At 62.9% G+C, this 25,582-nt stretch carries 12 protein-coding genes; 6 read left to right on the forward strand and 6 right to left on the reverse strand.

Annotated elements, in window-relative coordinates; translation table 11 throughout:
* Positions 1-10: 10 nt before the first annotated feature.
* The 4 genes from HMPREF1155_RS00835 (at position 11) to HMPREF1155_RS00850 (ending at position 5,121) form a co-directional block, all read left to right on the forward strand.
* Positions 11-2,920: a molybdopterin-dependent oxidoreductase gene (locus HMPREF1155_RS00835; protein ID WP_009076162.1), complete on the forward strand. Its 2,910-nt coding sequence runs from the start codon at positions 11-13 to the stop codon at positions 2,918-2,920.
* Entirely contained in the window at positions 2,920-3,546 is a 627-nt protein-coding gene (locus HMPREF1155_RS00840) for a 4Fe-4S dicluster domain-containing protein (protein WP_009076396.1), read from the forward strand. Before HMPREF1155_RS00835 ends, HMPREF1155_RS00840 begins: the two co-directional genes overlap by 1 nt.
* 134 nt (positions 3,547-3,680) lie before the next feature.
* Positions 3,681-4,406, forward strand: a complete 726-nt coding sequence (locus tag HMPREF1155_RS00845; protein WP_039993069.1) for a molecular chaperone — start codon at positions 3,681-3,683, stop codon at positions 4,404-4,406.
* 4 nt (positions 4,407-4,410) lie between these two features.
* Complete coding sequence (locus HMPREF1155_RS00850) at positions 4,411-5,121, forward strand: membrane protein (RefSeq protein WP_009076041.1); 711 nt, start codon at positions 4,411-4,413, stop codon at positions 5,119-5,121.
* Between the two features lie 170 nt (positions 5,122-5,291).
* Here HMPREF1155_RS00850 and HMPREF1155_RS00855 read toward each other — a convergent pair whose 3' ends face one another.
* The gene (locus tag HMPREF1155_RS00855; RefSeq protein ID WP_009076546.1) at positions 5,292-6,710 is read right to left on the reverse strand and encodes a sodium-dependent transporter; all 1,419 of its coding nucleotides are present in this window, start codon (positions 6,708-6,710) and stop codon (positions 5,292-5,294) included.
* 229 nt (positions 6,711-6,939) lie between these two features.
* The gene (locus HMPREF1155_RS00860) at positions 6,940-7,857 is read right to left on the reverse strand and encodes an NAD(P)/FAD-dependent oxidoreductase (protein WP_009076466.1); all 918 of its coding nucleotides are present in this window, start codon (positions 7,855-7,857) and stop codon (positions 6,940-6,942) included.
* A gap of 461 nt (positions 7,858-8,318) precedes the next feature.
* Between HMPREF1155_RS00860 and cydD the strand changes: the two genes are divergently transcribed.
* On the forward strand, positions 8,319-12,092 hold the full coding sequence (gene cydD / locus HMPREF1155_RS00865) for a thiol reductant ABC exporter subunit CydD (RefSeq protein ID WP_009076572.1): 3,774 nt from the start codon (positions 8,319-8,321) through the stop codon (positions 12,090-12,092).
* Here cydD and HMPREF1155_RS00870 read toward each other — a convergent pair.
* Positions 12,089-12,970 carry a class I SAM-dependent methyltransferase gene (locus HMPREF1155_RS00870; protein ID WP_155999071.1) on the reverse strand — a complete coding sequence of 294 codons (882 nt, stop codon included), beginning with the start codon at positions 12,968-12,970 and terminating at the stop codon, positions 12,089-12,091. The two genes, cydD and HMPREF1155_RS00870, sit on opposite strands and share 4 nt — an antisense overlap.
* Before the next feature lie 187 nt (positions 12,971-13,157).
* Between HMPREF1155_RS00870 and HMPREF1155_RS00875 the strand changes: the two genes are divergently transcribed.
* Positions 13,158-14,969 (forward strand): elongator complex protein 3, encoded by a 1,812-nt coding sequence (locus HMPREF1155_RS00875; RefSeq protein ID WP_009076176.1) that lies wholly within the window; start codon positions 13,158-13,160, stop codon positions 14,967-14,969.
* A gap of 113 nt (positions 14,970-15,082) precedes the next feature.
* Here HMPREF1155_RS00875 and HMPREF1155_RS00880 read toward each other — a convergent pair whose 3' ends face one another.
* The 3 genes from HMPREF1155_RS00880 to HMPREF1155_RS00890 all read right to left on the reverse strand — a co-directional run bounded on the left by HMPREF1155_RS00880 (position 15,083) and on the right by HMPREF1155_RS00890 (position 25,374).
* Entirely contained in the window at positions 15,083-17,269 is a 2,187-nt protein-coding gene (locus tag HMPREF1155_RS00880; RefSeq protein ID WP_009076112.1) for a YhgE/Pip domain-containing protein, read from the reverse strand.
* Positions 17,266-20,142, reverse strand: a complete 2,877-nt coding sequence (locus HMPREF1155_RS00885) for a YhgE/Pip domain-containing protein (protein WP_009076608.1) — start codon at positions 20,140-20,142, stop codon at positions 17,266-17,268. The genes HMPREF1155_RS00880 and HMPREF1155_RS00885 overlap by 4 nt, the downstream gene beginning before the upstream one ends.
* Positions 20,143-20,982: 840 nt before the next feature.
* Positions 20,983-25,374: an acyl-CoA dehydratase activase gene (locus tag HMPREF1155_RS00890; RefSeq protein ID WP_009076462.1), complete on the reverse strand. Its 4,392-nt coding sequence runs from the start codon at positions 25,372-25,374 to the stop codon at positions 20,983-20,985.
* Positions 25,375-25,582 lie beyond the last annotated feature (208 nt).

Genomic DNA, 25,582 nt, shown 5'->3' on the forward strand with positions numbered 1-25,582 from the left:
GAAGGAGACTATGACGAAATCCGACCTGACTCGCCGAAACTTCGTGAAAGCGTCCGCGATGACCGCGGCCGTCACGGCCATCGGCGCTTCCCTTTCGGGATGCATGAAATCGAAGGAAGGAGAAAAGAAGTCGGACGAAGCTGCGTTCGGAACCCATCTGAACTACGACGCCACGATGCGCACCAGTTGCCATGGCTGCATTCAGATGTGTCCAGCCATCGCATACCTGAAAGACGGTGTCGTCGTGAAGCTCGAAGGGGATCCGGAAGCTCCCGTGAGCCGCGGCAGCCTGTGCATCAAAGGCCTGAATCAGGTTCACACTATGTACAGTCCGCGCCGCGTGCTTCACCCCCTGCGCCACATTGAGCGCGGCACCAACAAGTGGGAGCAGATCACCTGGGACGAAGCCATCGATGAGGCGGCAACCCACATCGCCGACGCCATTCAGCAGTACGGACCTTATTCGTTCTTCTCCAGCGTAGGAGGCGGCGGCGCGTATTCGTTCATGCAAGCCATGACGCTCCCTATGGCCATGGGTTCGCCAACCGTCTTCGAGCCCGGCTGCGCACAGTGCTATCTGCCTCGTTGGACCTTGTCTAAGTTGTTCTACGGAGGCGATGACCAGTCGATTGCCGACAACGCGGTGCAGGAGATCTTCCGTCCCGCACCTGACAACAAAGCAGAGGTCGTCGTTATTTGGGGTGCCCAGCCTTCCGTGTCGCAAACCGCCGAATCCGGCCGCGGCATAGCCGAGCTGCGCGCAGCCGGTGTGAAGACGGTCGTCGTGGACCCGAACTTTTCGCCCGACGCCGTCCATGCCGACGTATGGCTGCCCATTCGCCCAGCGACCGACACCAAGCTAATCCTGAGCTGGTACCGTTACATTTTTGAGAACAAGCTGTATAATGAGCAGTTCGTAAAGTACTGGACGAACCTGCCGTTTCTCATCGATCCTGACACCAAACTGCCTGTAAAGGCGAACGAGCTCTTCCCCGGCTTCGAACAGTCAACACCCGAACACACCCCGGCCTATGTCTGCTACGACCTCAAGACGAATGCCGTGGCGCCATTCGAATACAGCGCGCCGGAGCAGAGCGCCGTCGACCCCAAGATATTCTGGGAAGGCACGTTTAACGGCAAAGTCTACAAGACCGCAGGCCAGATCTACAAAGATGAGGCCGAGCCCTGGACTTTAGAAAAGACCGCCGAAGACTGCTGGCTCGAGGCCGACAAGATCGAAGCCGCTATCCGCCTGTATACGCATGCCGATGACGAAGGCGGATGTCTGAAGCATGTCGGCGGCATCGCCAACGGCGTCGCTTCCGATATGACGGAATCGGCAAGCCAAGTTCCCATCGGGCTCATGGGCCTGGATTCCATCATGGGCTATATCAACAAGCCCGGTTGCACCATGACCCAGAAAGGCGGCGGATACTTCACCGACGCTACAGGCACCCAGTCGCTCAAGCGCCAGTACACCTTCAACAATGGCTTCGGCGGCATGTTCAGCGCCATGTACGGTGTCGGGGCCGTCATCGGCCTGTCCGACGCGCAGAACGAGGCTTGGGCGCGCGGGGAGGAAACTCCTGCGGGCAGAGCCGACGTATCGCAACAGGAGCTTGCCAATCAGCTGCTCGTCGATCGCATAGGCATGAAGGACCATAAGGGTCTCTATGCCTGGTGCCACAGCCATATTCCCAGCGTACGCGACGCCATAGCCACCGGAGAGCCCTTCAAACCGCGCATATGGTTCGATATGTCCGGGAATAAGCTTGCGATGCTCGGCAACGCCAAGAGCTGGTACGAAGTCTTTCCTGAAGTCGATTACGTCATCACGCAATATCCGATGATCACATCCTTCCAATTCGAGGCCGCCGATCTGATGTTCCCGCTGCGCGAATGGTTGGAAGAGCCCATGGTCAACATGACCCAGCTCGATACCCGGTGGCTGCAGAACGAATGCACCCACATCGGCGAGACGGTAAGCCACAGCATCCCCGCCGCGCAGGTGCTCAAGAAGGTAGCCGAGAAGCTCGGCGGTGAACTGCCTGGACTCAAGCCTGGCTACATAGGCAGCGCAACCGAAAAGGAGATAAAGGATAGCCTCGTAGAGACATTCGGCGCGAAAGACTGGGACGACCTCCACAAGAACACGGACAAGTACGTGCCCCTCATCACTCCCGGATACTTCAACTACAACCAACATGAGACGATCGCAGAAGACGACGATGGGCTGCCCATAGGATTCGCCACCGAATCCCGCAAGATCGAAACTTATACGCAGATTCTACTGCGCCTTTCCCGTACCGGATATCCGTACTGCTATCCAAAGCCGCAAGAAGCCTGCGACGATTACAGTCCGATCTGCGTTCCCATCGAACCTTGCGAGAGCCCGTATTCCGACTCCACGCAGCAAATCGACGATCGCGACGAGTATCCATTCGTCCTCACCAGCGGCCGCGTTCCGTACTTCCATCACGGCACCATGCGCCATGCGGCCTACAGCCGCGAGCTTTTCCCATGCGCCGAGATTCGCATGAATCCAACAAGCGCCAAGGAGCTCGGCATCGAGCATATGGACTGGGTGAAAGTCACCAGCCGCCGCGGCGAGATCCGCGCACGTGCATGGCTGACCGAAGCCATCAACCCCAAGACCGTATGGATGGAGCGCTTCTGGAACCCCGAGGCCTTCGATGAATCGCAAGATAACCCGGACGGTGGCTGGACTCAGGAGAACGTCAATGTGCTCACCAAGAACACCGCACCGTTCAACGAGGTCTTCGGCTCCTACACCAACCGCGGCTTCACAGTGAAGATCGAAAGATCCGAGCGACCCGACAATGTCTGGGTCGAGCCTGAAGAGTTCCAGCCCTTCATGCCCACCCTACAAGGCGAATCCAGGACGGAGGATGTGTTCTGATGAAAAACTGCCTCGTTATCGACCTTGACCGCTGCAGCGGATGCGATTCCTGCACTGCCGCCTGCAAGCACTGGCATAACATCGATCTTGGCGTGTATCGCAACCGCGTGAGCACGATAGGCCCGATGGGAACCTATCCTGATGTAAGCATGTACTGGCTGCCCCTGCAATGCCAGCAGTGCGAAAACCCGGGATGCATCGAGGTATGCCCGACCGGCGCAAGCCATCGTGACGAAGAGACCGGCGTCGTGCTCGTAGACAGAGAAACTTGCATCGGCTGCAAGAGCTGCATGGAGGGTTGCCCCTACGAGATGCGCTGGTACAACGCCGGCAATAACACGGTCGACAAGTGCACGCTATGCTATGAGGACCACGTCGCCGAACCCGACAAGGACTGGAAGCCCGCATGTGTGCGCAACTGCTGCACCGGCGCACGTCTCTTCGGCGATTTGGACGACCCGGAAAGCGACGTCTCCAAGGCCGTCGCCGAAGCCGGCGAGAAAAGCTGCCATCAGCTTGACGACATCGGAAACGTAGAGCCGGCCACGATTTACATCATGCGCACGACTGCCGAATGGCAGCCATGGAAAAATTCCGATATCGAGGTCACGCGGTACGAGAAGTAACGGCCGAACTCGCTCGACGAGCACCCGATCCCCCATTCGGCGCAGGGCATTTTCCCTCCTTGCCCTGCGCCTCTTCCCACCTCGCCTCGAACGGTGCCGGAATCCGTAAGGCGCAATCGCAATCGGAGGAACCCATGACAGAACCCAAAGATTCCAAGACACAGAGCACAAAACCGTTTGCCACCATCGTCGAAGCGCTGCGCGGCCGTAACGCAACCTATGATATGCTGGCTAACGTGTATTTCATGCCCCTGACTGCCGAACAGGTGAATGGCTTCGCAGCTGCCGATTTATCAGCGTACGAGAACATAAACGACGAACTCACGGCAGGCATCAACGACATGAAGCGCTACCTTGCGAAGCGCGATTCGGGCACCCGCCAGGAGCTGGCTGTCGACTATACGGGCGCGTTCGGATGCACCTCTTCATGGAAGGGCCGCTATGCCGCGCCATACGAATCGGTGCACACAAGCGAGGAAGGGCTTATGTTCCAAGGGGCCTATCATGAGGTCTATCAACTGTATCGCCAATACAGCGTGGAGCGCGCGGAAGGATACGACTATCCGCATGACCACCTGTCATTCATGTGCGAGTTCCTGGTAGTCCTGTCCAACCGCGCCATTGAAGCGCTCGAGAGGGAAAACGCGGATGCAGCCGTCGAATGGTTGAGCATATCCCGAGATTTTCTGAACGCGCATATCCTCTCATGGTTCGACACGCTCTCTGAGCTCGCCGGGCGCCTCCTGCACACGCGTTTCTATTGCGGCGTCCTGAAGTTCACCAAGGGCTTCTTCCTCTTCGACGAGCAGCTTCTTGCCGACATCATCGGAGAGCTTCAGACTCGGAGCAAGGAATCCTAAGGCCATGAATGCGGTTCTTGTTCTTCTCATCGCCATCGCGGCATGTTTTGCGCTGCGAAACCCCCTGAAGAAGGCGCCTCTCGCCTTCTACGTCCTTGCGTCGATCGTCGTCGTGACGTTTCTGATGCTCGACTCGCTCGATGCTTCGCGAAGCGTGCGCTTGGCCTTCTTCTGGACTATTCAGAAATGCCTGGTGCCGCTGGCATTGTTCATTGTGGTCATGTATATCGGCGTGCTTCCGCGCACATCGAAGGTCGCTCTCTGGCTGCGCCCCATCCGGACCGAACTCTCTATCGTCGCCTGGATCCTCACGCTCGGGCACGTGGTCGTATACCTGCAGTCTTACCTTTCCCCCCTAATCGGAGGCGCAGGCGTCAGGAATAACGTCATGATAGGCATCGTTGTGGCAATCGGCCTATTCGTGCTGCTCATCTTGCTTGGCGTAACGTCGTTCAAGTCCGTGAAGAAGCACATGGACGCAAGGGGATGGAAGGCCGTGCAACGCCTTGCGTACCTGTTCTTCGGACTGGTGTACGTGCATCTGCTTCTGCTGCTCATGCCTGCCGCGATCGGAGGCGGCGACGCGGCGATCGCGTCGATGTTCATGTATACGGCGATCTTTGGAATCTACGCGGTAGCTCGTGTGCATCGATTCCTGACCGACCGCACGGAAGAGCAAAGCTGCGAGCTCTCGGAAGACGAAGCGGCAAACTGAAGAGGCGCAGGAAGCGGAGCGCAAGCATGCCCGCACGGCAGCCTATGGTCTTGCAGATGCCGAAACACGAAGCTCGGAAGGAAGCTCAGGCACGAATGCGCGTCCCATCGGCCAGCCTGCCACGAACGGCTGGGCGTGGGCGATGTGCGTGGTGGACAGCCGTTATGCGCCTAGAAGCTGAAGAACCCGAGGGATTTCCCGATCGACGCCACGAGAATCACGAGGATGCAGACCGGCGCCACGTACTTGATCATGGCCGACCACGCATTTGCCAGGCGGAATTCCGACGAGCGGCGAATTTCGTCGATGATGACCCGAGGCTTCACGATCCATCCGAAGAACAGGCAGGTGATCAGCGCGACTGCAGGCATGAGCACCGAATTGGAAACGAAGTCGAGCGCGTCGAGGATCGTCGATCCCTCGCCCATCGGCTGGATGAACGAAAGCCCGCTGTACCCGAGCGCCACGACGATGCCGACGACGGACACGTACACGATGACGATGACGAGCGCGCGACGGCGCATGGCGCCGAGGGCATCGGCCAGAATCGATGTGCACGCCTCGACGAGCGAGATGGCGCTCGTGAGCGCCGCGAAGAACACGAGCAGGAAGAACACGAACCCGAGCGCACCCGCGACCGGCCCCATGTTCTCGAATACCTGAGGAAGCACGATGAACATGAGCGACGGACCCGAGTTCTCGGCGACGGCGGCACCCGAGCCGAACGCGACGAAGGCGGCGGGCACGACCATCATGCCCGCGAGCAGGGATATGCCGAGCGTCATGCCGGCGGTCTGCACGGACGACGTGGGAATGGACACCTCGGACTTCACGTAGGAGCCGTACGTCACCATGATGGCCATCGCGATGGAGAGCGCGAAGAACGTCTGCCCGAGCGCGGCGACCACGAGGTCTATCGAGAATTTGGAAAAGTCAGGCTTCAGGTAATAGACGAGCCCGTCAAGCGCGCCGGGAAGCGTCAGCGTATAGGCAGCCACCGCGATGGACATGACGATAAGCGCCGGCATCATGATGAGATTCGCCTTCTCGATGCCGCCGTTCACGCCAAGAGCGACCGTCAGGAACGTGACCGTCAGAAACACCAGCATGAAACTCACGCTCTGCGGCCCGTTCGCGATGAAGGACGAGAAGTACGTCCCCCCGTCGGCCATCGCCGAAGGCGAGTCGAAGACGTAGGCGAACGCGTACTTGGTCACCCAGCCGCCGATCACGCAATAATAGGGCGCGATGATGAACGGCACTGCCGACGACAGCACGCCGATGAAGGAATACCGATCTCCGAACTGGCGATATGCGCCGATCGCACTCTGCCGCGTCTTGCGGCCGAAGGCGACTTCCAGCGTGAGGAGCGAAATGCCGAGCGTGAACACGAAAACGACGAAGAGCAGGAGGAACGCCCCGCCGCCATAGTGCGCCGCAAGATACGGGAAGCGCCACATGCTTCCCAAGCCGACGGCAGAAGCGGCAGCGGCCAGCACGAATGCAAGCTTGCCCGACCATTGCGCGCGGGAACCCGCTGCGGAATCGCCTGGAGATTTGGGCTCGATGATACGGGTGTCCGAAGACATGGCAACGTCCTTTCCCTGCGCGGACGCGCATTCATACGCGACGCAGGGTTAACGTCGCACGAAACGATCGGTGTGTGGGGCGGGCGAATTCCGGGGGGAATGCCTGCCGAATTCGGGATTGTACGGCACGAGCGCGCCCTATGGCAAGCAAGAGGACAGAACGCTCCCCTCTTCCGAAGCGTACACCAGAGAAGAGGACGGTCGAAGATGCGCCGAGCGTCGACAGAGCCTATCTAGAACAGTACGCAGAAGCGGACATGCCGGCAATCGCGCCGTCTCCGACGGCAGTCGCCACCTGGCGCACCTTCTTGGATCGGATGTCTCCGGCCGCGAACACGCCATCCGCGCTCGTGCGCATCGCCTCGTCGGTCACGATATAGCCTGCGGCATCCAGCTCGATCGCGCCGTCGAGCATGCCCGTGTTCGGCGTGGCCCCTGCGTACGAGAACACGCCCGCACCCGGGCACGACACGGTCTCGACCGACCCGTCGGCCAACGATTCGATGTCGATCTCGGAAAGCTCGCCCTCCCCGCGCACCGCAACGATCTTGCTCGCAGGACGGACGACGATGGCGTCCGTCGCCTCGATGATACCCCTGAACTGGGACGAGCACGCAAGCGCAGGCTCGACGCACACGATGGTCACGCGCGCCGCCGTCTTCGCTAGGAAGATCGCCTCCTTGGCGGCCCCATTCGCGCCGCCGATCACGTAGACTTCGCGCTCAGCGAACCGAGCAGCGTCGCGCGGTGCGTTCAGCCTGGTGAAACGACCGGCAAAAGCATCTTCCCCATCGTAGCCCGCCGCTCGCGGCGTGCCGCCGTGCGCCAAGACGACGCATTTCGATTCATAGACGCCGGCGTCGGTCACGACGCGACGAACGCCCGAGGCCGTCATCTCTATCGCACGCACGGCTTCGTGACGAATGTCCGCCCCGGCGGCCGTCGCGTCGTCCTCCAACGCCTTCGCGAAGTCGGCGCCCGGCATCCACTGCGGCGCGCCCGCGAAATGCGTGATAGCCGACACGTGCGAAATAGTTCCTCCGACCTGGCCTGCCTCGAAGATGACCGTCTTGCGTCCGTTGCAGAGCGCGTAGTACGCGGCGCTCAACCCCGCCGGACCGGCTCCCACGATGATGATGTCGTACATGATGCGATGCTTCCTTTCCCCATACCGGCGCGCATCGCCGGTTCGTCCCTCTGAGTCGCACGACACATCCTACGCCAGCACGCGGCTCTATGAAAGGCAATAGGCAGAAGATGAGAACCGCCTGTCATCTCCGCCGAATCCTACGGACGCGCATCTTTGCGGACGATCGAGCGAATCCGGCCTTTCGTCTGCAGATTGACCGAGGCCGAAGCCTCTATACGTCTATCCGCCCGCACCATGCTTTAAAATGCATATGCTACGCATCGAGCAACAATGCACATGCAGGGGAACGCACCGAACGGAATGCCTGCGCCGCATGCGAAACGTAAGAATCTGCGCCCGTCGACCAGGCCGAACGGCGCATTCCATCGACACATGCGACCGTACGCATCCTCCGCGAGACGCACGGCGAAGATCGACCCGGGACGTGCGGCATCCCCTCCCCGATAGAAAGCCGGCCGATGTTCGATAAGAGACTTTTCGCCCTGCCCGCCGTCCGACGCGCGCTCATCATGCTTCTCGTCGCCGCCTTCGCGCATGCGCTCTGCGTGCTCGGAGAGGCATGGGGGCTCTCGACGGCCATCGCACGCATCTGGAACGGGAATCCCGTATCCGATCAGGCCCTGCCCGTCGCCGTCTTCGCCGCATGCTTCCTTGCATCCCAAGCCGTTGCCTGGATATCGGATACCCGCATGGAATCGTTCGCGCGCTCGCGCGTGAACGAGATTCGCGAGCGGCTGATGGAACGGACGTTCTCGGGCGACGCGCGTCTGAAGGAGAAGGCAGGCTCGGCCGCCGTCGCACAGACGCTCATCGAAGGAGCCGCACAGGTCGAATCGTATCTCAAGCTCGTGCTGCCCAAAATGGTCGGCATCGTCGTGATTCCCCTGATCATCTTCATCGCTGCGATTCCGCTCGATATCGTTTCGGCGTTCATCCTGCTCGTGCTGTTCCCCATCATCGTCTTCTTCATGATCTTGATCGGAAACATGGCGCAGGATAAGGCGCAACGCCAGTACCGTGCGTTCCAGACGATGTCCAACCATTTCATCGACACGCTGCGGGGGCTGCCTACCATCAAGGCCCTCGGCGCCGGACGGGCACGCGGGATCCAGGTCTTCGAGACGAGCGAGGCATTCCGCCGCGCGACGATCGACACGCTCAAGGTCGCCACGCTTTCGGGCGCCGTGCTCGACCTCATCGCGACCGCAGGCGTCGCCGCCGTCGCGATCATGCTCGGCCTCCATCTGATCGATGGCAGCATCGCGCTCGCCCCGGCGCTCGCGGTGCTCTTCCTCTCGCCCGAATATTTCAAGCCCATCCGCGCCTTCGCCGGAGACTTCCATGCCTCGCTCGATGGGAAGAACGCTCTGGCGGCGATGCTCGACCTCGAAGAACGCACGGGAACCGGAACCGAGGAAACGCCGGCGGAGGAAAAGGCCGCGCCTGCGGTCTGGAACGATTCGTCCGTCCTTTCCCTGCGCGACGTCTCGGTCGCCTACGAGGACGCCGGCTTCTCCGCGATCGAAGAGACGACCATCGACCTGCACGGACATGAGGTCGTCGCGCTCATAGGCCCGAGCGGGTCGGGAAAGAGCACGCTTGCCTCCCTTATTGCAGGCTTCCTGCGTCCTTCAACGGGCGCGATCGCCGTTTCCAGCGGAATCGAAGCCCCTATCGACGTCGACCTTTCCTGCGACGCCTGGCGACGCCAGGTCGTCTACATCCCCCAGAATCCCTATGTGTTCAAAGCATCGTTGCGCGACAACCTGCGCTTCTATGCGCCCGACGCGTCTGACGAGGCCGTGCTCGAAGCAGCGCGGGCTGCAGGCCTCGACGCCCTCGTGGATGAGATGCCCGACGGCCTCGACGCCGTGATCGGCGAAGGCGGCAGAGGGCTGTCGGGCGGCCAAGCCCAACGTATCGCGCTCGCGCGCGCCTTCCTCGTGCCCGAACGTCGCATCCTCGTCTTGGACGAGCCGACCGAGCATCTCGACGTGGAAACGGAGCTTGAGCTCAAACAGCGCATGCTGCCTTTGCTCAAGGGCCGGCTCTGCATCATCGTCACGCATCGCCTTCACTGGCTCGAACAGGCCGATCGGGTCTTCCGCACGGAGGGGGGGCGTCTTGTCGAAGTCGAAGGCGCCATGGACGAGCAGCATGCCGCGGATGACGGCGCGCGCATCGCATATGACGCAGCCCTCACGTTTGCACCAACCGCAACCGGCGAAGCTGCGCACCTGGACGAGACTCTTTCGGCCGGCCGCTCGCCAAGCGTCCGCGCATCCCGCGTAACCTGCAGCCTTGACGACCAGGCTTCCGACGATGCGGCCTTCACGCATGCAGCCGGCTCCGCCGATGCCGTCGCTCCGGGTGCCGATATTCCGGAACGCGACCGCTGGGTGCGTCCGTACTTCTCGATGTTCCGCCCTGAGCTCATCCGTGCCGTCGCCCTCGGCGTGGCCGCCCTCGCCTTCGCGACGCTCCTTATGTTCTCGTCGGGCTACCTCATTAGCCGCGCAGCCGAGCGTCCTGACGCCATCCTGCTCGTCTACCTGCCCCTTATCTGCGTGCAGGTATTCGGAGGCGGCAAACCCGTCCTTCGCTACTTCGAGCGCCTCGTCAGTCACGACTGGGTCTTCCGCATGACATCGGACCTGCGTCTTCGCCTGTATGCCGCGCTCGAGAAGACCGCGCTTGCGCCTGGATCGCGCAGGAGCGCAGGCGAGGTGCTCGGGCTCGTATCCGACGACATCGGCCATATCCAGAACCTCTACCTGCGCAGCATCTTCCCTGCCGTGACAGCGCTTCTGCTCTACCTGCTCGTCGTGATCGCGCTCGGATGTCTCTCGCTGCCCTTCGCAGCCGGCACGGCCGTCCTCCTCGGCGTTGCGGCCTTCGTCCTTCCCCTCATTTCCTGGCGCGCGAACCGCACGCATCTGGAACGCAGCAAGAACGCGACGGATGCATGCTATGCGAACCTGACCGATGACGTCTTGGGCTCGAACGATATCGTGCTCGCGGGCCGCGGGGCGGAATTCCTCGAGACGCATCGTACGGCGCAGTCCGCAATCGCACGCGAAGAATCCGCAGTTGAGCGCCGCCGCCACGTCATCGACGCCTCGATGGCGGCGGTCTTCTGCATCGGAACATGCATGACGATCGTCTGGGCGGGCGAGCGCTTCGCCGAACCAGGCGCCATGGGCAATGCGGCGAACTGGGTCGCGGCCTTCGTCCTCGGATTCCTCTCCCTTGCGGAAGCATTCTCCCCCCTTCCGCACGGTGCGGCCGTAAGCTGCACCTACGCCCAATCCATCACACACCTGAACCGCATTCCCGAAGCGGAGGACGAGGCTCGTGCCATCAGGCACGCATGCGCGAAACCCGCGAAAGGCGGGCGAAACGGTCAGGAGCGCGGCTCCGACGATCGCGATGCCTTCCCGAACCGCAAGTGCCATGCGGATGCGCAGGGAGATACCCGTCTTCTGAACGAAGCGGATGCGACGCATCCCGCGATCGACGTGCGCGAGGTCGTATACGTCTACGACGGCTCGGACCGCCCCGCGCTCGACGGCATCACGCTCGACATACCCTTCGGCCAGAAGGTCGCCGTGCTCGGCCGGAGCGGGTCGGGCAAATCGACGCTGCTTTCGCTCATGCGCGGAGACGCGGCGCCTCGGAACGGGTCGATACGCATCGCGGGGCGCGAGGCGTCGTCCTTCGGAAACAGCATCGCACGCATCGCCGGATACGTGCAGCAGGATCCCTACGTCTTCGACCAGACGCTGCGCGCGAACCTGCGCATCGCCGATCCGAACGCAACCGACGACGACCTGCGAGGCGCCATGGAATCCGTCGGGCTCGCACCGGCGCTTGCGCGCCTCCCCCGCGGTCTGAACACGCTCTGCGGCGAGGACGGCGCACGGTTTTCCGGCGGCGAACGCCACCGCATCGCGCTTGCACGCGTTCTGCTGTCGAAGGCGCCTATCATCATGCTCGATGAGCCGATGAGCGGGCTCGATCCCGATACGGAGACCGGCCTGCTCGATACGTTCATGAACGCGGCGCAGAACCGCACGCTCGTCATGGTGACGCATCACCTCGCAGGCATCGAACGGTTCGACCGCGTGGTCTTCATCGAAGACGGACGTATCGCGATGGATGGGACGCCTGCCGCTCTCGCACGAAGCGATGCGCGTTTCCAAGCGCTTCTGGAATTCGACGCGAACTGCTAGGCGGGCTTAAGGACGATGTAGGCATTGAGATCGCCCGTCCGGCCGTCGGACTTGAATCGGTCCACGACGCGGGTATCGGGCATGCGGCGCCCAAGCGCCGCGACGAGCCGATCGATTTCCTCATCGTCGGCCTCATGGCAATAGCGCACGGCCGCCTCGTCGTCCTGCCAACCGAGAAGGAAGTCGCCTGGCTCGAAGGCGATCGGCCGCTCAAGGGCCCGCGCCAGGCGCGCATGGTCGCGCCGAGCCTTCGCCGCACGTGCCGGATCGTTCGTGAACTGCCAGAACGTCGCCACGACGAAGCCTTCCGGACGCGTCGCGCGCATCATGGCCTCAAGAAGGCGCAGGCGGTTCTCGAAACCGGGCGCATGATGCATGAAGCCGAAACAGACCGCCAGGTCGTATGCGTCTTCGCACGAAAACGGAGATATCGGATCCTCGAGAAGCATCCCTATAAGATCACGCTCTTCGAAGCGCACATCCCCGCCGGAAAAACCGTCCGACCCGAGGCGCGCGAGCTCGACGCACGAATCCACCGCGTCGAATGCGAACGGCACGTGCGGATAGCGCGCTGCCAGAAACCGCTCGAACCGAAGGTTGCCGCAGGCTGCGTCGAGCACGCGAACGGCAGATGAGCCGCCGTCCCCGATGCATTCAGCCCCCTCGAAGGCTTCATCGCGCTTGGCAATTCCGACCTCATCGAAGGCTTCGCCATGCCCGGCGCGCCCGATCGCTTCGCGAACGGCCGGCACGACCCTGTCGCATGCGCGGATCCACCCTTGCCAGAAAGCCTGCCGGGTATCGGAGAAGGAATCGGCGTGCAGCCGATAGAAACGCTCGTTGAGCGCAGCAAGGTATCGCGCGTCGTCGGTATTCATGCGCAGGATTATAACGGACGGCCGCCCGTGCGTTCCCGGCCCTGTCTTTACCGGGTGCATCTCGGGATGCAAAAGCTTCGGTCGCCCGAACGCGCCCGATCCTGCCGAAGAGGCACGCCGCGAAGACGCATGGAATCCGCCTGCCGGCCCTGCACGCCTCCGCACGCATCCATTAGAATCCCTGGATATGGAAGAACTCCTCCTCGACATCATCGACCGCATCCGCACCCGCGGCTCCCTCGGCCCCGAGGAGGTCGCGCGCCTCGTGCAGCGCCGCAACCACGGCTATTCCGACGGCTGCACGCACGTCTCGAAGCGCGGCCTTCTGCCGTTCTACCTCAAGACGAAACGGAACGACCCTGCACGATGGCGCTCGTGGAACGTGACTTCGGAACTCGAACGAGAGCTGCTCGCCGCCATCCAGATGAAACCGCGCCGCACCGCATCGGGCGTGGCCACCATCACCGTCATCACCAAGCCTTGGCCCTGCGCGAGCGCCTGCCTTTACTGCCCCAACGACGTGCGCATGCCGAAGAGCTATCTGGCGAACGAGCCCGCCTGCCAGCGGGCGGAGCACAACTTCTTCGACCCGTACCTGCAGGTCGTCTCACGCGTGCGCGCCCTTGCCGCCATGGGACATCCGATCGATAAGGTCGAGCTCATCGTGCTCGGCGGCACCTGGACCGACTATCCCGAGAACTACCAGATCTGGTTCGTGCGCGAGCTTTTCCGTGCCCTGAACGACGAGGACGCGGAGTCCCACGCCGCCGCGCGGCGCGAGAAGCTGCGCGCATTCGGATTGGAGAACGACCCCGGCATCCTCGCACGGGCGACCCGCGCCGCGCAAGCGCGCGTCGATGCAGGAGAAGAGACCTACAACGATGCCGTGGCATCGCTCTACGATGCCTCCGAGGCATGGCGCGCCGTCGGCCACGACCAAACCGCCACGCTGCAGGAGCTCGAATCCGAGCAGCAGCGCAACGAGACCGCGCGCAGGCGCGTGGTCGGCCTCGTCGTCGAGACGCGCCCCGACGCCATCGATGCACGAAGCCTCACGCTCGCGCGGCGCCTCGGATGCACGAAGATCCAAATAGGCATCCAGAGCCTCGACGGACGCGTGCTCGAAGCGAACGACCGCCAGGTAGACCTGAGTTCCATCGAGCATGCATTCGAGCTGATGCGCGCCTTCGGGTTCAAGCTGCACACCCACTTCATGGTGAACCTCTACGGGCAGACGCCCGAATCGGACAAGCGCGACTACCGGGAGTTCGTGACGAACCCGGCATTCCTGCCCGACGAGGTCAAGCTCTACCCTTGCGCGCTCGTCGCAGGAACCGGCCTGGTCGACCTCTACGAAGCCGGCCTGTGGCGCCCCTACGGAGAAGACGAGCTGCTCGACATCCTGGTCGCCGACGTGCTGGCATCCGCGCCCTATACGCGCATCTCCCGCATGATCCGCGATATCTCCGCCGACGATATCCTCGTCGGCAACAAGAAGACCAACCTGCGCCAGATGGTCGAATCGGAGATCGAGGCGTGCGGGCGCGCGTCGGACGTTGCCGAAATCCGCTTCCGCGAGATGGGCACCGCGCGCATCGACGCAGATGCGCTCGAGCTCGAGATCATCCCCTACGAAACGACGAACACGAGCGAACGCTTCCTGCAGTGGAAAACCCCCGACGGGCGCATCGCAGGGTTCCTTCGCCTGTCGATGCCGCACCAGGAGTATGTCGCCGCCCACGCGGACGAGCTTCCCGTGCATTTGGGGGAAGCCATGGTCCGCGAGGTGCACGTCTATGGCAAGGCGGCACGCCTGCATGCCTCAAGCGATGGTGCGCAGCATCTCGGCCTAGGAAAACGTCTCATAGAAGAGGCTGCGCGCATTGCGCGGGACGAAGGGTTCTCGCATCTCAACGTCATCAGCGCCATCGGAACGCGCGCGTACTATCGCAGCCTTGGATTCGAGGATGCGGAGCTGTACCAGCAAAGGACGCTTTAATCCGTCGCCGCATCCTCGAGGCGCATGCCCATGCCCGGCTTAGACGCCATGCCTCGAAATAGGGTTCCACGACCGAAGCCGCACGGTTTGCCCGATCCCTCGAGCCGTGCGGCCTACATGAACTTCGTCTCGGCGAGCTTCCCGTCGACGAAATCGTTGAGCTTCAGCGCCGGCCCGCGCAGCGCGAGCGCGACCAGCAGCGTCGGTATCGCGAACGCAAGCAGCGCGACCACGTGGAAGGCGAATTCGCCGCCGTAGATGCCCGCCACGCACGCCGCCATCGCGTTCATGCCGTGGGTGAAGGGCAAGAACGGATAGACGGCCTGGAAGAACGAACCCGTCATCTCGATAGGGAACGTGCCGCCCGACCCCGCCACCTGCATCACAAGCAGAATGACCGCAACCGCCTTGCCCACCTCGTTGAACATCGCGGTCAACGTATACATCATCAGCATGAATACCTGACCGGCAACGATGCCGGCAATCACGAAGAGGACCGGATGGACGCACTGGATCTGCAGGACGAACAGATCGCCCAGGCATACGAGCAGCGCCTGTCCGAAGGAAAGCAGCGAGAAGATGCCGAACCGTCCGAAATAGCGCGCCGCGGGCGGCGGCATGCCCAGCTCGAACAGGCGCCGATCGGCGATGCGGGTCCTCATCATCGCCGCAAGGATGATGGCGCCGACCCAAAGCGAAAGGACCGTGTAGAAGGGAGCCATGGCCGAACCGTTGTTCGCGACCCCATAGACGGCCTGCCGATCGACGCGCACGGGCGAGGCCAGATATTCGGCAAGGGCATCCGACCCTCCGTTCAAGATCGTGCGCACTTCGTCAAGATTGCCCGACGCAAGGGCCGCTGCGAGCTTTCCACGGGATTCATCCAGATAGGAAGCGGTATCGTCAAGCTTGTCCGCCGCGTCGTCGAGCGACGAGGCCGCATCGGACAAGCGGGAGGAAAGCGATCCGGCATTGCGGGAAAGGCTTCCCGCGACATCCGCCAGATCGGACGCCACCGTCGAGGACTTCGTCGAGATATCCCCGAGCGATGCGGTCAGCGCGTCCAGGGATTTCCTGAGATCGTCCGACCCCGACACATCCGAAATGCTCGCCTTCGCATCGGCGATGGATGACCGTACGGTATCTATCTGCGCTGATACATCCGACGTACCTGCGTCGAGAGCGTCCGCCGCGTCGCCGAGGTTCTGCTGCAGCGCTGCAAGCTCGGCGATGACGCGGTCGATCGCGGCCGTGGCCTCCCCGCTCGTATCGGCGGCCGCCACGGCATCGCGCACCGATTCATAAGCGACGCGAGAATCCTCCGCCTCCTGCGCGGCGGAACGCAGAATCGCCGAAGCATCGCTTGATCGGCCCTGGGCGTCGTCGAGCGCGGAAGTCACCTCGGCGTCCAAGCCGTCGAAGCCCGCGAGGCTCTGCGCCAGGGCGCCCTGCACCGCTCCGGTCGCCGCGTCGAACGAATCCGACGCATCGGACAAGCCGGATGCCGCATCCGTGATGGAGGAAACGGCGCCCGACGAGGCGTCCTTCGACGATGAAAGCATCGAGGCCGATGCATCGGACAGGCCGGATGCCGCCGTCATGAGGGACGAGAACGCGCGCATGTCGCCCTCGGCCGAACGCATGTCGCGGGCCGCATCGGCCATATGCCCGTCCATGCGCGCCGCATAGGTGGAGACCTGATCGCCGTCGAGATAGGACACGAGGTCGCTCGCAAGGGACAGAGCCGCCTTGTCCACCGTCTCGGTGAACTTCACGCGCACGGAATCCTGCACCGAAGCAGCGCCTTTCTCCGTGATGCGCGGTGCGATGGGGTTTTCTTTCTCGTTGGTGTAATAGGTGATCTCCGAATGCGTGACGTCGGGCGAAAACAACGTCATCATGTCGGCGCTGAAACCCTCGGGGATGACGATGGCCGCATAGTATCTGCCCGACCGGATGCCCTCGACCGCTTCGTCCTCGCTGACGAAGACCCAGTCGAAGCTGTCGTCGGCGCGCAGCGACGACACGACGGCGTCGCCCATGTTGATGTCCACGGGCGTCAGGTCGCTTTCGTAGCCCGCGTCCTCGTTCGCGACCGCGACCTTGAGCCCCTCGGTATGCCCGTACGGATCCCAGCTGCCAGCGATATTGAACCATGCGTACATCGGAGGCACGAGCACCAGGCCCATGAGGACGATGATGCCGATGACGTTCTTCACGCCGTAGCGCACGTCGCCGGCGAATATCCGCAGGACGTCGCCTACGACCTTGGCCGGGCTCTCAAGCCGAGGAGGCTTCATCGCGAACCTCCCTTCTCATCGGAAGGGCCGGGCGCGCCGTCGGACCCGAAGGGATCGATGCCGGGCGCATTCCCAGAATCCAAGGAGCCGCCATGCCCGAGAGAATCGACGTCGGCCTTATCGCCGTATGCGAAGGGGACGACGCCGTGTTCGCCATCGATTCGGGAGCGGCCGCCCGCATCTGCGCCATCGTGGAATGCGAGAGGATCATCGCCCCTGAACAGGTCTTCTTGCAGCGCTATCCACTCCGATTCGACGCCTGCCCGCTCGTGCGCGCCCGGCTTCGTCGAGGCGGTCCGAGCCTCGACGACGCGCGCATGATGGTCGGGCGAGAAATCATGGTGGCGGAGAGGCAGGTGGTCGCGCGCGTCATCGATGAGCGCATCCCCGCCGAGGCCGGCCATGCGCAGCTGGAAGCCGAGGCTTTCATGCAGGAATTCGACGACGATGAGGAACACGTCGACGAGAATGACGAGGGCGATCATGCCGGCAAGCAGCATGAGCTTGTCGTCCACGTCCACATTGACGAACGAGACCAGCGCCATGAGCACGAGCGGCAGCGCGGCGACGACATACGACCCGACGCGCACGATGCCGTCGTAGCTGCGGTTGAACCGCTCTGCGCGGTCGAGCAGCATCGCACGGTACGTATCGGTATCCAGCAGGGCCCGGATGACATTGCGGGCACGGTAGCGCGATTGGCGCATGCCCTGTTCCTCGCTTACGAGGAAGCCCGTCTCGTGCAGCTTGGCATCGAAGAGCACATTGAGGTTGAGCACATAGGGACGCACGACCAGTCCGATGAAAAGCGAGACGAGCACGATGGACAGGAGGATGGCCGCGTCGAAGGCGAGGTCGTGGCCGTATATGCCGGCCATGGCCTGGCGCATCGCGTCGATGCCGTAGGTGAACGGGAGAAGCGGGTGCACCATGCGGAAGAACCCCGGCATCATCTCGATAGGATACATACCCGACGACCCGGGAATCTGCATGATGAGCAGGATGACCGCCGCAGCCTTGCCGATATGCCGAAGCGTGATGCCGAGCATGAAGATGATGTTCATGTAGGCGAGCGACGTCAGCACGCCGGCAGCGAGGAAGGCGACGGGGTTTTCGCACTGCACGCCGATGACCAGATCGCCCATGCAGATCACGAGCGCCTGCAGGATGGAAAGCACCATGAAGAGAAGCCAGCGGCCGAGATACGCCCTCGTGGCGGTAAGGCCTTCGATGCCTTCGCGATCGACCTCGAGCTTGATGAGCGCCATGAGCACGAAGCCGCCCACCCAGAGGGCGAGGTTGGTGTAGAAGGGAGCCACCGACGACCCGTAGTTCTCCACCGGATAGACGACCTTGGTCGTAAGCGTCACGGGCGAGGCCATGAAATCGCCCACGTCGGCCGGATCGATGCCGAGAATCTGGGAAAGCTCGTCGATTTCGAGTGAATCGGACAGAGCCGCCAGGTCGGATGCCGTCGAGGACAGGTCGGTCTGGGTGGTCGCGAGGGTGGATGCCGTCGCATCGAGGGCAGAGGCGCTTTCGCCGAGCGTTCCATCGAGCTGATCCAGGAGCGCAAGGGCCTGATCGGCCTGCGGCCCGAGCGCAGACGACACGCCGGATAGCAGTCCGAGGGATGTCGACAGGGATCCGAGACCCGACGTCACCTGGGGCGTTATGATCGTATTCACGGACTGCGCCGACGAGGAGATGCCGGCAAGCCCGTTCGACACGATGCCTCCCATCGCCTGCACGTGCCCGTTCGCCGCGCTCACGGCGGTATCCAGGGCATCGCTCGTCTCCTGGAGCGTGCCGACGGCGGCCCGATAGCGATCGTTGCGCGCCTGAAGATCGTCGATCGCCTTCGAAACGTTCGGATCGGCGGATGCGAGCGCCTTCAGCGCCGCGATGGCCTCATCGTTGCGGTCGATCGCCTTGTTGAGCGATGCGATCGCGGCATCCACGTCGCCTTTCGCCTCGGTCGTCTTCGCCGCCAGCTTGCCGACCGCGATCGATGCCTGGCTCGAAGCTCCGCCGAGGGCCACGCTCCCCTTCGTGAGCGCACCGGATGCCGATGCCGAAAACGATCCGGCGTCGGCCTGGGCGGACGCCATGAACGCCTCCGCCGCATCGAGGGACGAGGAGATCGACGAGGCGAGGGACTTCGCATCGCCGAGCGTCGTGCGCGCCGACGAAACCGAACCCTTCCAGCCGTCGATGCCTTCCGAAGCGGATGCCAGGGCCTCCCGCACCGACGACAAGTCGTCGCTTGCGCCGGCGACCCCGGCCGCAACGCCTGCGTTCGCACCCTCGACCTCGCCCTTCACAGACTTTGCGGCATCGCGCGCGGCGGACGAGGCGGCTTCGCTCGCTGCGGACGCGAACTGCTCGTTGACCTTGCGCTCAAGCGCCGTCGCGCCCGAATCGGTCACCTTCGTGGCGACGGCGCTGTGCTTCTCGTTCGCGTAATACGTGATCGTAGGGTGCTCGGGCTTGCCGGTGAGCACGCTTGCGAAGTCGGCGCTGAAATCGGCAGGGATGACGTAGGCGGCATAGTACCTGCCCGACTCGACGCCTTGTACGGCCTCGTCTTCGGACACGAATTCCCAACCCAGCTGATCGTCGTCTTGCAGGTTCGCTTCCACCTGGGATCCGACGTCGATATGCCCGAGCGCCTCGGTATCGGCGCCGGCATCGGCATTCGCCACCGCCACCCGGATGTTCCCGGTGTTCCCGTACGGATCCCAATTCGCCCAGATGCAGTACCACGCATAGAGCGCAGGGAGAACGATAAGTCCTGCTATGACGATGAGCGCGACCGGATTGCGCGCAAGACGCCCCAGGTCGCGCGCGAGTATCCTAAAGGCGGTCTTCATGGAAGAGGGGGCTCCTCGAGTTTCGGCGCATATGATGCAGTATCGCGTATCCTACCGCCGACTCGCCTTTTCGGGAAGGCGTGCAAGCCCTGCTCCCGATCGATTCCAAACGGCGGCTCGATATCAGGCAACTTCCTATCAGGCCTCTCCCCTATCAGGCCGGAACGTTCGGATGAGCTCAATCTGCCGAAAAATCGGAGCTTTGCGAAAAAACGGGGGTGTTTCAGGCTCAACTGCCAGAATATCTGAGCTTAGTGGGGAATTTACATCGTACGCTATTGCTCTCGCGCGGATCTACGCTTTTAGCGTTCCCCTATATGCCGCATAGGCCTCATGCATGCACTATATATTGAAACGTTGGCCAAGAATCGGTCGAGGATCTTCTTGATTCGACTTATAAAACTCCACTAAGCTCCGTATTTTTGACACTGGAGGGGAAAAGAGCATATACACCATCGCCCAACGAGCCGACCGGAGCCCGATTCATCCTTACGCCTCGATCCGTTCCGGATAGTCCTACCCCGCACGCTCGCGTCCGCGGGCGCTCGCTATATGTCGAGTAGCCGGACCGTAGAATCCATCCTACCCCTCGCGGCAATGGGTGCCGCAGCCGATTCTTTCCCTGCGCCGTTCAGGGCGGCTCATCCTGCCTCTCGACCCGTCCCTCGCGGCAACGGGCGCTCGCAACGCCTATGCTTCGTTCCGCCTTGGATAGTCCTACCCCGCACGCTCGCGAACATTCAACTGGGCATTCGCCCGCGCGACGGGAGGCGCCTTTCCTACCCCAAGCGCCCGCGAACATTCACGCGCCCGATCAGGCATCGAATCGGACGGAGCCTCCTACTCCGCACGCCCGCGAGCATTCATGATGAGCATCTGGAGGCGGTTCTCCACGTTCGCGAAACTCACATCGGGATCGTAGTCGAGCGGCAGGATCTGCGCGTCCGGATACATCTCCTTCAGGCGTTTCGCGATGCCGCGCCCGACGATATGGTTGGGCAGGCATCCGAAAGGCTGCAGTATGACGAAGTTGCGGCACCCGCGCGAGGCATGATGCAGGATCTCGCCAGGTATGAGCACCCCTTCGCCCGCGTCGAAGGTATGGTGGATGATCGGGTCGCTTGCCTTGACCAGATCCTGCATGCGCGTGGCCGGCTCGTAGAGCGGGCTTTTCGCCGCGATGCGATCGGTCAGCGCATGCGCGACGTTGAACAAGTCGTCCGCCACCGCATACCAGGTCTTCTCGCCGAGCGGCTTGTCCACCCGGTATTCGCGCACCTGGGCATGCTTGTAGAAGTAGGTCTTGCGGATGACGTCGGTCATCCGCGCCTCGATCACCTCGAGCCCGTTTGCTTCCAGATAGCGTTCGACCTCGTGGTTCGCGCCCGGATGGAAGTTGAGCAGGTATTCGCCCACGATAAGCACCGTCGGACGAGGATTGCTGCGATCGTAGGCCACGGCATCCATGATATCGACCGCGCGGGCGAACCCGCGTGCCGCGCCGCGCACGCCATGAGCCTCGATGCCATCCATGAGCACATCGATCGCCCGGTCGAACGCCGCATCGGCAGACCCCGCTTCAAGCTCGTACGGACGGATCTTGCGCAGCATCTCTTCAAGCGCATCGATCATCGGCAGACCCATCGCGATGCGGATGGCGCTTGCCAGATTCATCCTGAAGCCGGGATGCATGTCGTGATAATCCACGTCGTCGTTCGTGATGATAGGCACGTTTTCGTAGCCGGCGTCGTCGAGCGCCCGGCGCAGCAGCGCCGCGTAATGCGTCAGGCGGCAGTCGCCGATGTACTTGCCCGTCGCCACGGCAACATCGCACCCGTCGTAGTCCCCGCTCTCGAGCGCGGCCAGCGTCTCTCCAATCGTGATCTGGGCCGGAAAGCAGATATCGTTGTGCACGTAACGCTTGCCCAGCGCGATCGCACGCTCGCGTCCGAGCGGCAGCGGCACCGCGCGCACGCCCTGCTTCGTGAACACCGATGCCATCAGGCGGCTGAACGCATGCGAGGTGTTCGGCACGAGAACGACCTTCTCCCGCGCATCGGCTTCGGTGAACTTCACCGGGTACGGATCGGATAGGCTGCGCACGCGCCGCGTCCGCCCCATCTCGCGCGTGATCCCTATCGTGTCGACGAACGAGCGGATGCGGATGCGCAGAGGTCCCAGGTTATCGGATTCATCCACTTTGACGATGAGCGGCGTCTTTTCTCCCACCTCGTCCATCAGGCGCACGATCTCGTCCGACAGATATGCGTCATGCCCGCAGCCGAAGCTCACGACCTGCACGTATTCAAGGCTGTCGCTTTCCGCGGCCAGAATCGCCGTCGAAAGCATGCGCGCATGGAAGTTGTTGACCACGTCCAAGCGGCTGCACGACAGGTCGACCTCGGCCGCGCCGGGCACCGCATCGGGCGTGAGCACGGGAATGCCCATCTCGCAGAACATCTCGGGGATGCCGTGGTTCACCAGGTCGTCGTTGTGATAGGGACGCGACGCCAGCACGACCGCATACGTACCCGCCGCTTCCGCGGCATCGATGACCTCCGCCCCGCGCCCGAGCAGTTCGGCGCGGAAGCTCGCCTGGGCCGCGTCGGCGCGGCCGATCGCGCGCGCGACCTCGTCCGCACCGATGTTGAAGACATCGGCGAAGTAGCGTGTGAGCTGGCGGTCGCGATCGGTAAGGCTATACCAGTGGAACAGCGGGTTGTCGAAGGGAATGCCCGACCGACGCGTCGGGTCGTCCGAATTGGCGATGACCATCGGATACCCCTTGACCACCGCGCACATGGATTCGCTCGTCTTCTCGGTGTTCTCCGTCGGAACCGTGGTCACGATCGGGAAGAAGATGCGATCGACGCCCTGGCGTTCAAGATCGCGGATATGCCCGTGCACGAGCTTCGCGGGGAAACACACGGTATCGGACGCGACGGCCGGAAGCCCTTCCCCGTACATCGCGCGCGTCGAGAGGCGCGACATCTTCACCGTGAAGCCGAGCGCCCGCAGAAGCGTGCGCCAGAAGGGCATGCGATCCCAGAAGCCCAGCACGCGCGGCAGGCCGATCACGACGCCGCGCTCAGGCGCCTTCCCTGCATCGTAATCCTTGAACAGCAGGTCCTTGCGCACCTCGAAGAGGTTCGGCACCGTCGCCGTCTTGGCACGGATGGCCGCCACCTGCGCACGCACCCCGGCATCCTTCGGATCGCCGACGACCTCGCCGCGCTCGCAGCGGTTGCCCGTCATGAACGTCGATCCGTCCGAGAACGTGACGCGCGTACGGCTGCAATGGTTCGCGCAGAACGGGCAGGAAAGCCCGGTCTCTTCGGTCCATGAGAAACCGGGAAGCGCTTCCAGGCCTATGAAGGAGCTCTCGAACGAACCGGCGGCGCGTGCGGCTTCGGCCTTGCGTTTGGTCAGGAGCGCGACGCCGATGGCGCCCATAAGGCCGGGATACGGAGCGCGCGTGACCTCGAGGCCCAGATACTGCTCGAGCGCCCGCAGCACCGCGTCGTTTCTGAAGGTGCCGCCCTGCACGACGATGCGGTTTCCCAGGCTCGAAAGATTGGACACACGGATGACCTTGGTGAACACGTTCTCGATGATGGAACGGCACAGGCCCGCCATGATGTCGTCGGGGCCGTGGCCCGATTTCTGCTCGCTCACGATGCTCGAGTTCATGAACACCGTGCAGCGGCTGCCGAGCTGGGCGGGGAAATCGGCGCGGAACGCGGCGGCGGCGATATCGGGCGCGTCTATGCGCAGAGACGACGCGAAGTTCTCGAGGAATGATCCGCATCCCGACGAGCAGGCCTCGTTGACCGTGATGTTGGACACGATGCCGCGGTCGAGCCAGATGGCCTTCATGTCCTGCCCGCCGATGTCCAAGATGAAGCTCGCATCAGGTTCGATGGCGCAGGCCGCGGTCGCGTGCGCGACGGTTTCGACCGCGTGGCAGTCGGCATGGTAGGCATGCTGGAACAGCGCCTCGCCATACCCCGTCGTGCCGCAGGCGATGATATCGAGCCCGACGCCCGCCTTGGCATACCGGTCGCGCAGCGCCATGAGCGCATCGGTGCAAACGCCGAGCGGCTCGCCCTGATTGGACGCATAGAATTCATCGATCAAGCGCTCGCGCTCATCGATGAGCGCGAATTTCGTGGTGGTGGATCCCGAATCGATGCCCAGATAGGCGCGCACCGTGCGCCCGACGTTGTCCGGCACGTCGCTTGCACGCACGATTTCGGGAAGGCGATGCCGCGCGTCGAAGGCGTCGCGCTCCTCGAGCGTCTCGAAGAACTTCGGGCCCGACGCCGACGACGCGCCGCGCCCCATGCGCGTCAGCACGTCTTTGGCCCGATCGATGTCAAGCGGTTCGGACGCGTCGGCGAAAAGCCCCGAGCATGAGAGGGCCGCCCCGATGGCCACCATCATCTCGGGTCGCTCGGGCACGACGACATCGTCGCCTTCAAGGCCCAGGCGTTCGGCGAACACGCGCACGAGCGTCGGATTGAACGTGAGCGGACCGCCCTCGAATATGACCGGAGCCGTGATGTCGAGGCCCTGCGCGAGGCCGCCGATCGTCTGCTTCGCGATGGCATGCATCGATGACAGCGCCAGGTCCGCACGCGGAACGCCCTGATTGAGCAGCGGCTGGATGTCGGTCTTCGCGTACACGCCGCAGCGCCCGGAGATATCGTAGACCGTGGTGCCCTCGCGGGCCAGCGCGTCGAAGCCTTCGACCGGAACCTCGAGCACCGCGGCGATCTCATCGACGAAAGCCCCGGTGCCGCCGGCGCAGCTGCCGTTCATGCGCATGTCCGACACATCGAGCGCGCCGGTCGCCTCGTCCTTATGGAAGAAGATCATCTTGGCGTCTTGGCCGCCGAGTTCGATGGCGCACCTGACCTGAGGATGCATGTCCCTGATCGCGATCGCGTTCGCCACGACCTCCTGCACGAAGGGCACGTCGAGCGCGGCCGCCACCGCCGCGCCGCCCGATCCGCAGACGGCGACCTCGACCGACGAGCCCGGATAGAGCCCTTCGACCTCTTCAAGCGCACGCACGACCGATGCCGCCTGATGGGCGCCATGACGACGGTATTCGAGATGCATCACGTCGTGCGTGGAGGCATCCAGGACCGCGTACTTGGTCGTCGTGGAGCCGATATCGATGCCTAGATGAAGGCGATTCCCCGCAGCGCTCAAATTCCATCCCCACATAGGCGCATTCCCTCATGGCTGACGCATGGAAAGCCTCATGCGCGGGCGCGCCCCCGATCGGTGCCGCATTGCGAAGCAGGCCTTCCTGTCCGTTGCGGCGAATAGTTTGAAAGCCAAAAGGCTTGGAATACGAATGTACTCCTCTCGGCGACGCGCGCAGACAATCCCCACACCTTGCCGACGAAACGTCACGAAGCCGTCATGCGGA

It is taken from the genome of Slackia sp. CM382, assembly GCF_000293015.1.
Taxonomy (GTDB): Bacteria; Actinomycetota; Coriobacteriia; order Coriobacteriales; family Eggerthellaceae; genus Slackia; species Slackia exigua.

Bases quoted from the DNA above. Each gene is read 5' to 3' on its own strand.
- HMPREF1155_RS00835 (WP_009076162.1), top strand. From the start codon at position 11: ATGACGAAATCCGACCTGACTCGCCGAAACTTCGTGAAAGCGTCCGCG.
- HMPREF1155_RS00840 (WP_009076396.1), top strand. From the start codon at position 2,920: ATGAAAAACTGCCTCGTTATCGACCTTGACCGCTGCAGCGGATGCGAT.
- HMPREF1155_RS00845 (WP_039993069.1), top strand. From the start codon at position 3,681: ATGACAGAACCCAAAGATTCCAAGACACAGAGCACAAAACCGTTTGCC.
- HMPREF1155_RS00850 (WP_009076041.1), top strand. From the start codon at position 4,411: ATGAATGCGGTTCTTGTTCTTCTCATCGCCATCGCGGCATGTTTTGCG.
- HMPREF1155_RS00855 (WP_009076546.1), bottom strand. From the start codon at position 6,710: ATGTCTTCGGACACCCGTATCATCGAGCCCAAATCTCCAGGCGATTCC.
- HMPREF1155_RS00860 (WP_009076466.1), bottom strand. From the start codon at position 7,857: ATGTACGACATCATCATCGTGGGAGCCGGTCCGGCGGGGTTGAGCGCC.
- cydD (WP_009076572.1), top strand. From the start codon at position 8,319: ATGTTCGATAAGAGACTTTTCGCCCTGCCCGCCGTCCGACGCGCGCTC.
- HMPREF1155_RS00870 (WP_155999071.1), bottom strand. From the start codon at position 12,970: ATGAATACCGACGACGCGCGATACCTTGCTGCGCTCAACGAGCGTTTC.
- HMPREF1155_RS00875 (WP_009076176.1), top strand. From the start codon at position 13,158: ATGGAAGAACTCCTCCTCGACATCATCGACCGCATCCGCACCCGCGGC.
- HMPREF1155_RS00880 (WP_009076112.1), bottom strand. From the start codon at position 17,269: ATGAAGCCTCCTCGGCTTGAGAGCCCGGCCAAGGTCGTAGGCGACGTC.
- HMPREF1155_RS00885 (WP_009076608.1), bottom strand. From the start codon at position 20,142: ATGAAGACCGCCTTTAGGATACTCGCGCGCGACCTGGGGCGTCTTGCG.
- HMPREF1155_RS00890 (WP_009076462.1), bottom strand. From the start codon at position 25,374: ATGTGGGGATGGAATTTGAGCGCTGCGGGGAATCGCCTTCATCTAGGC.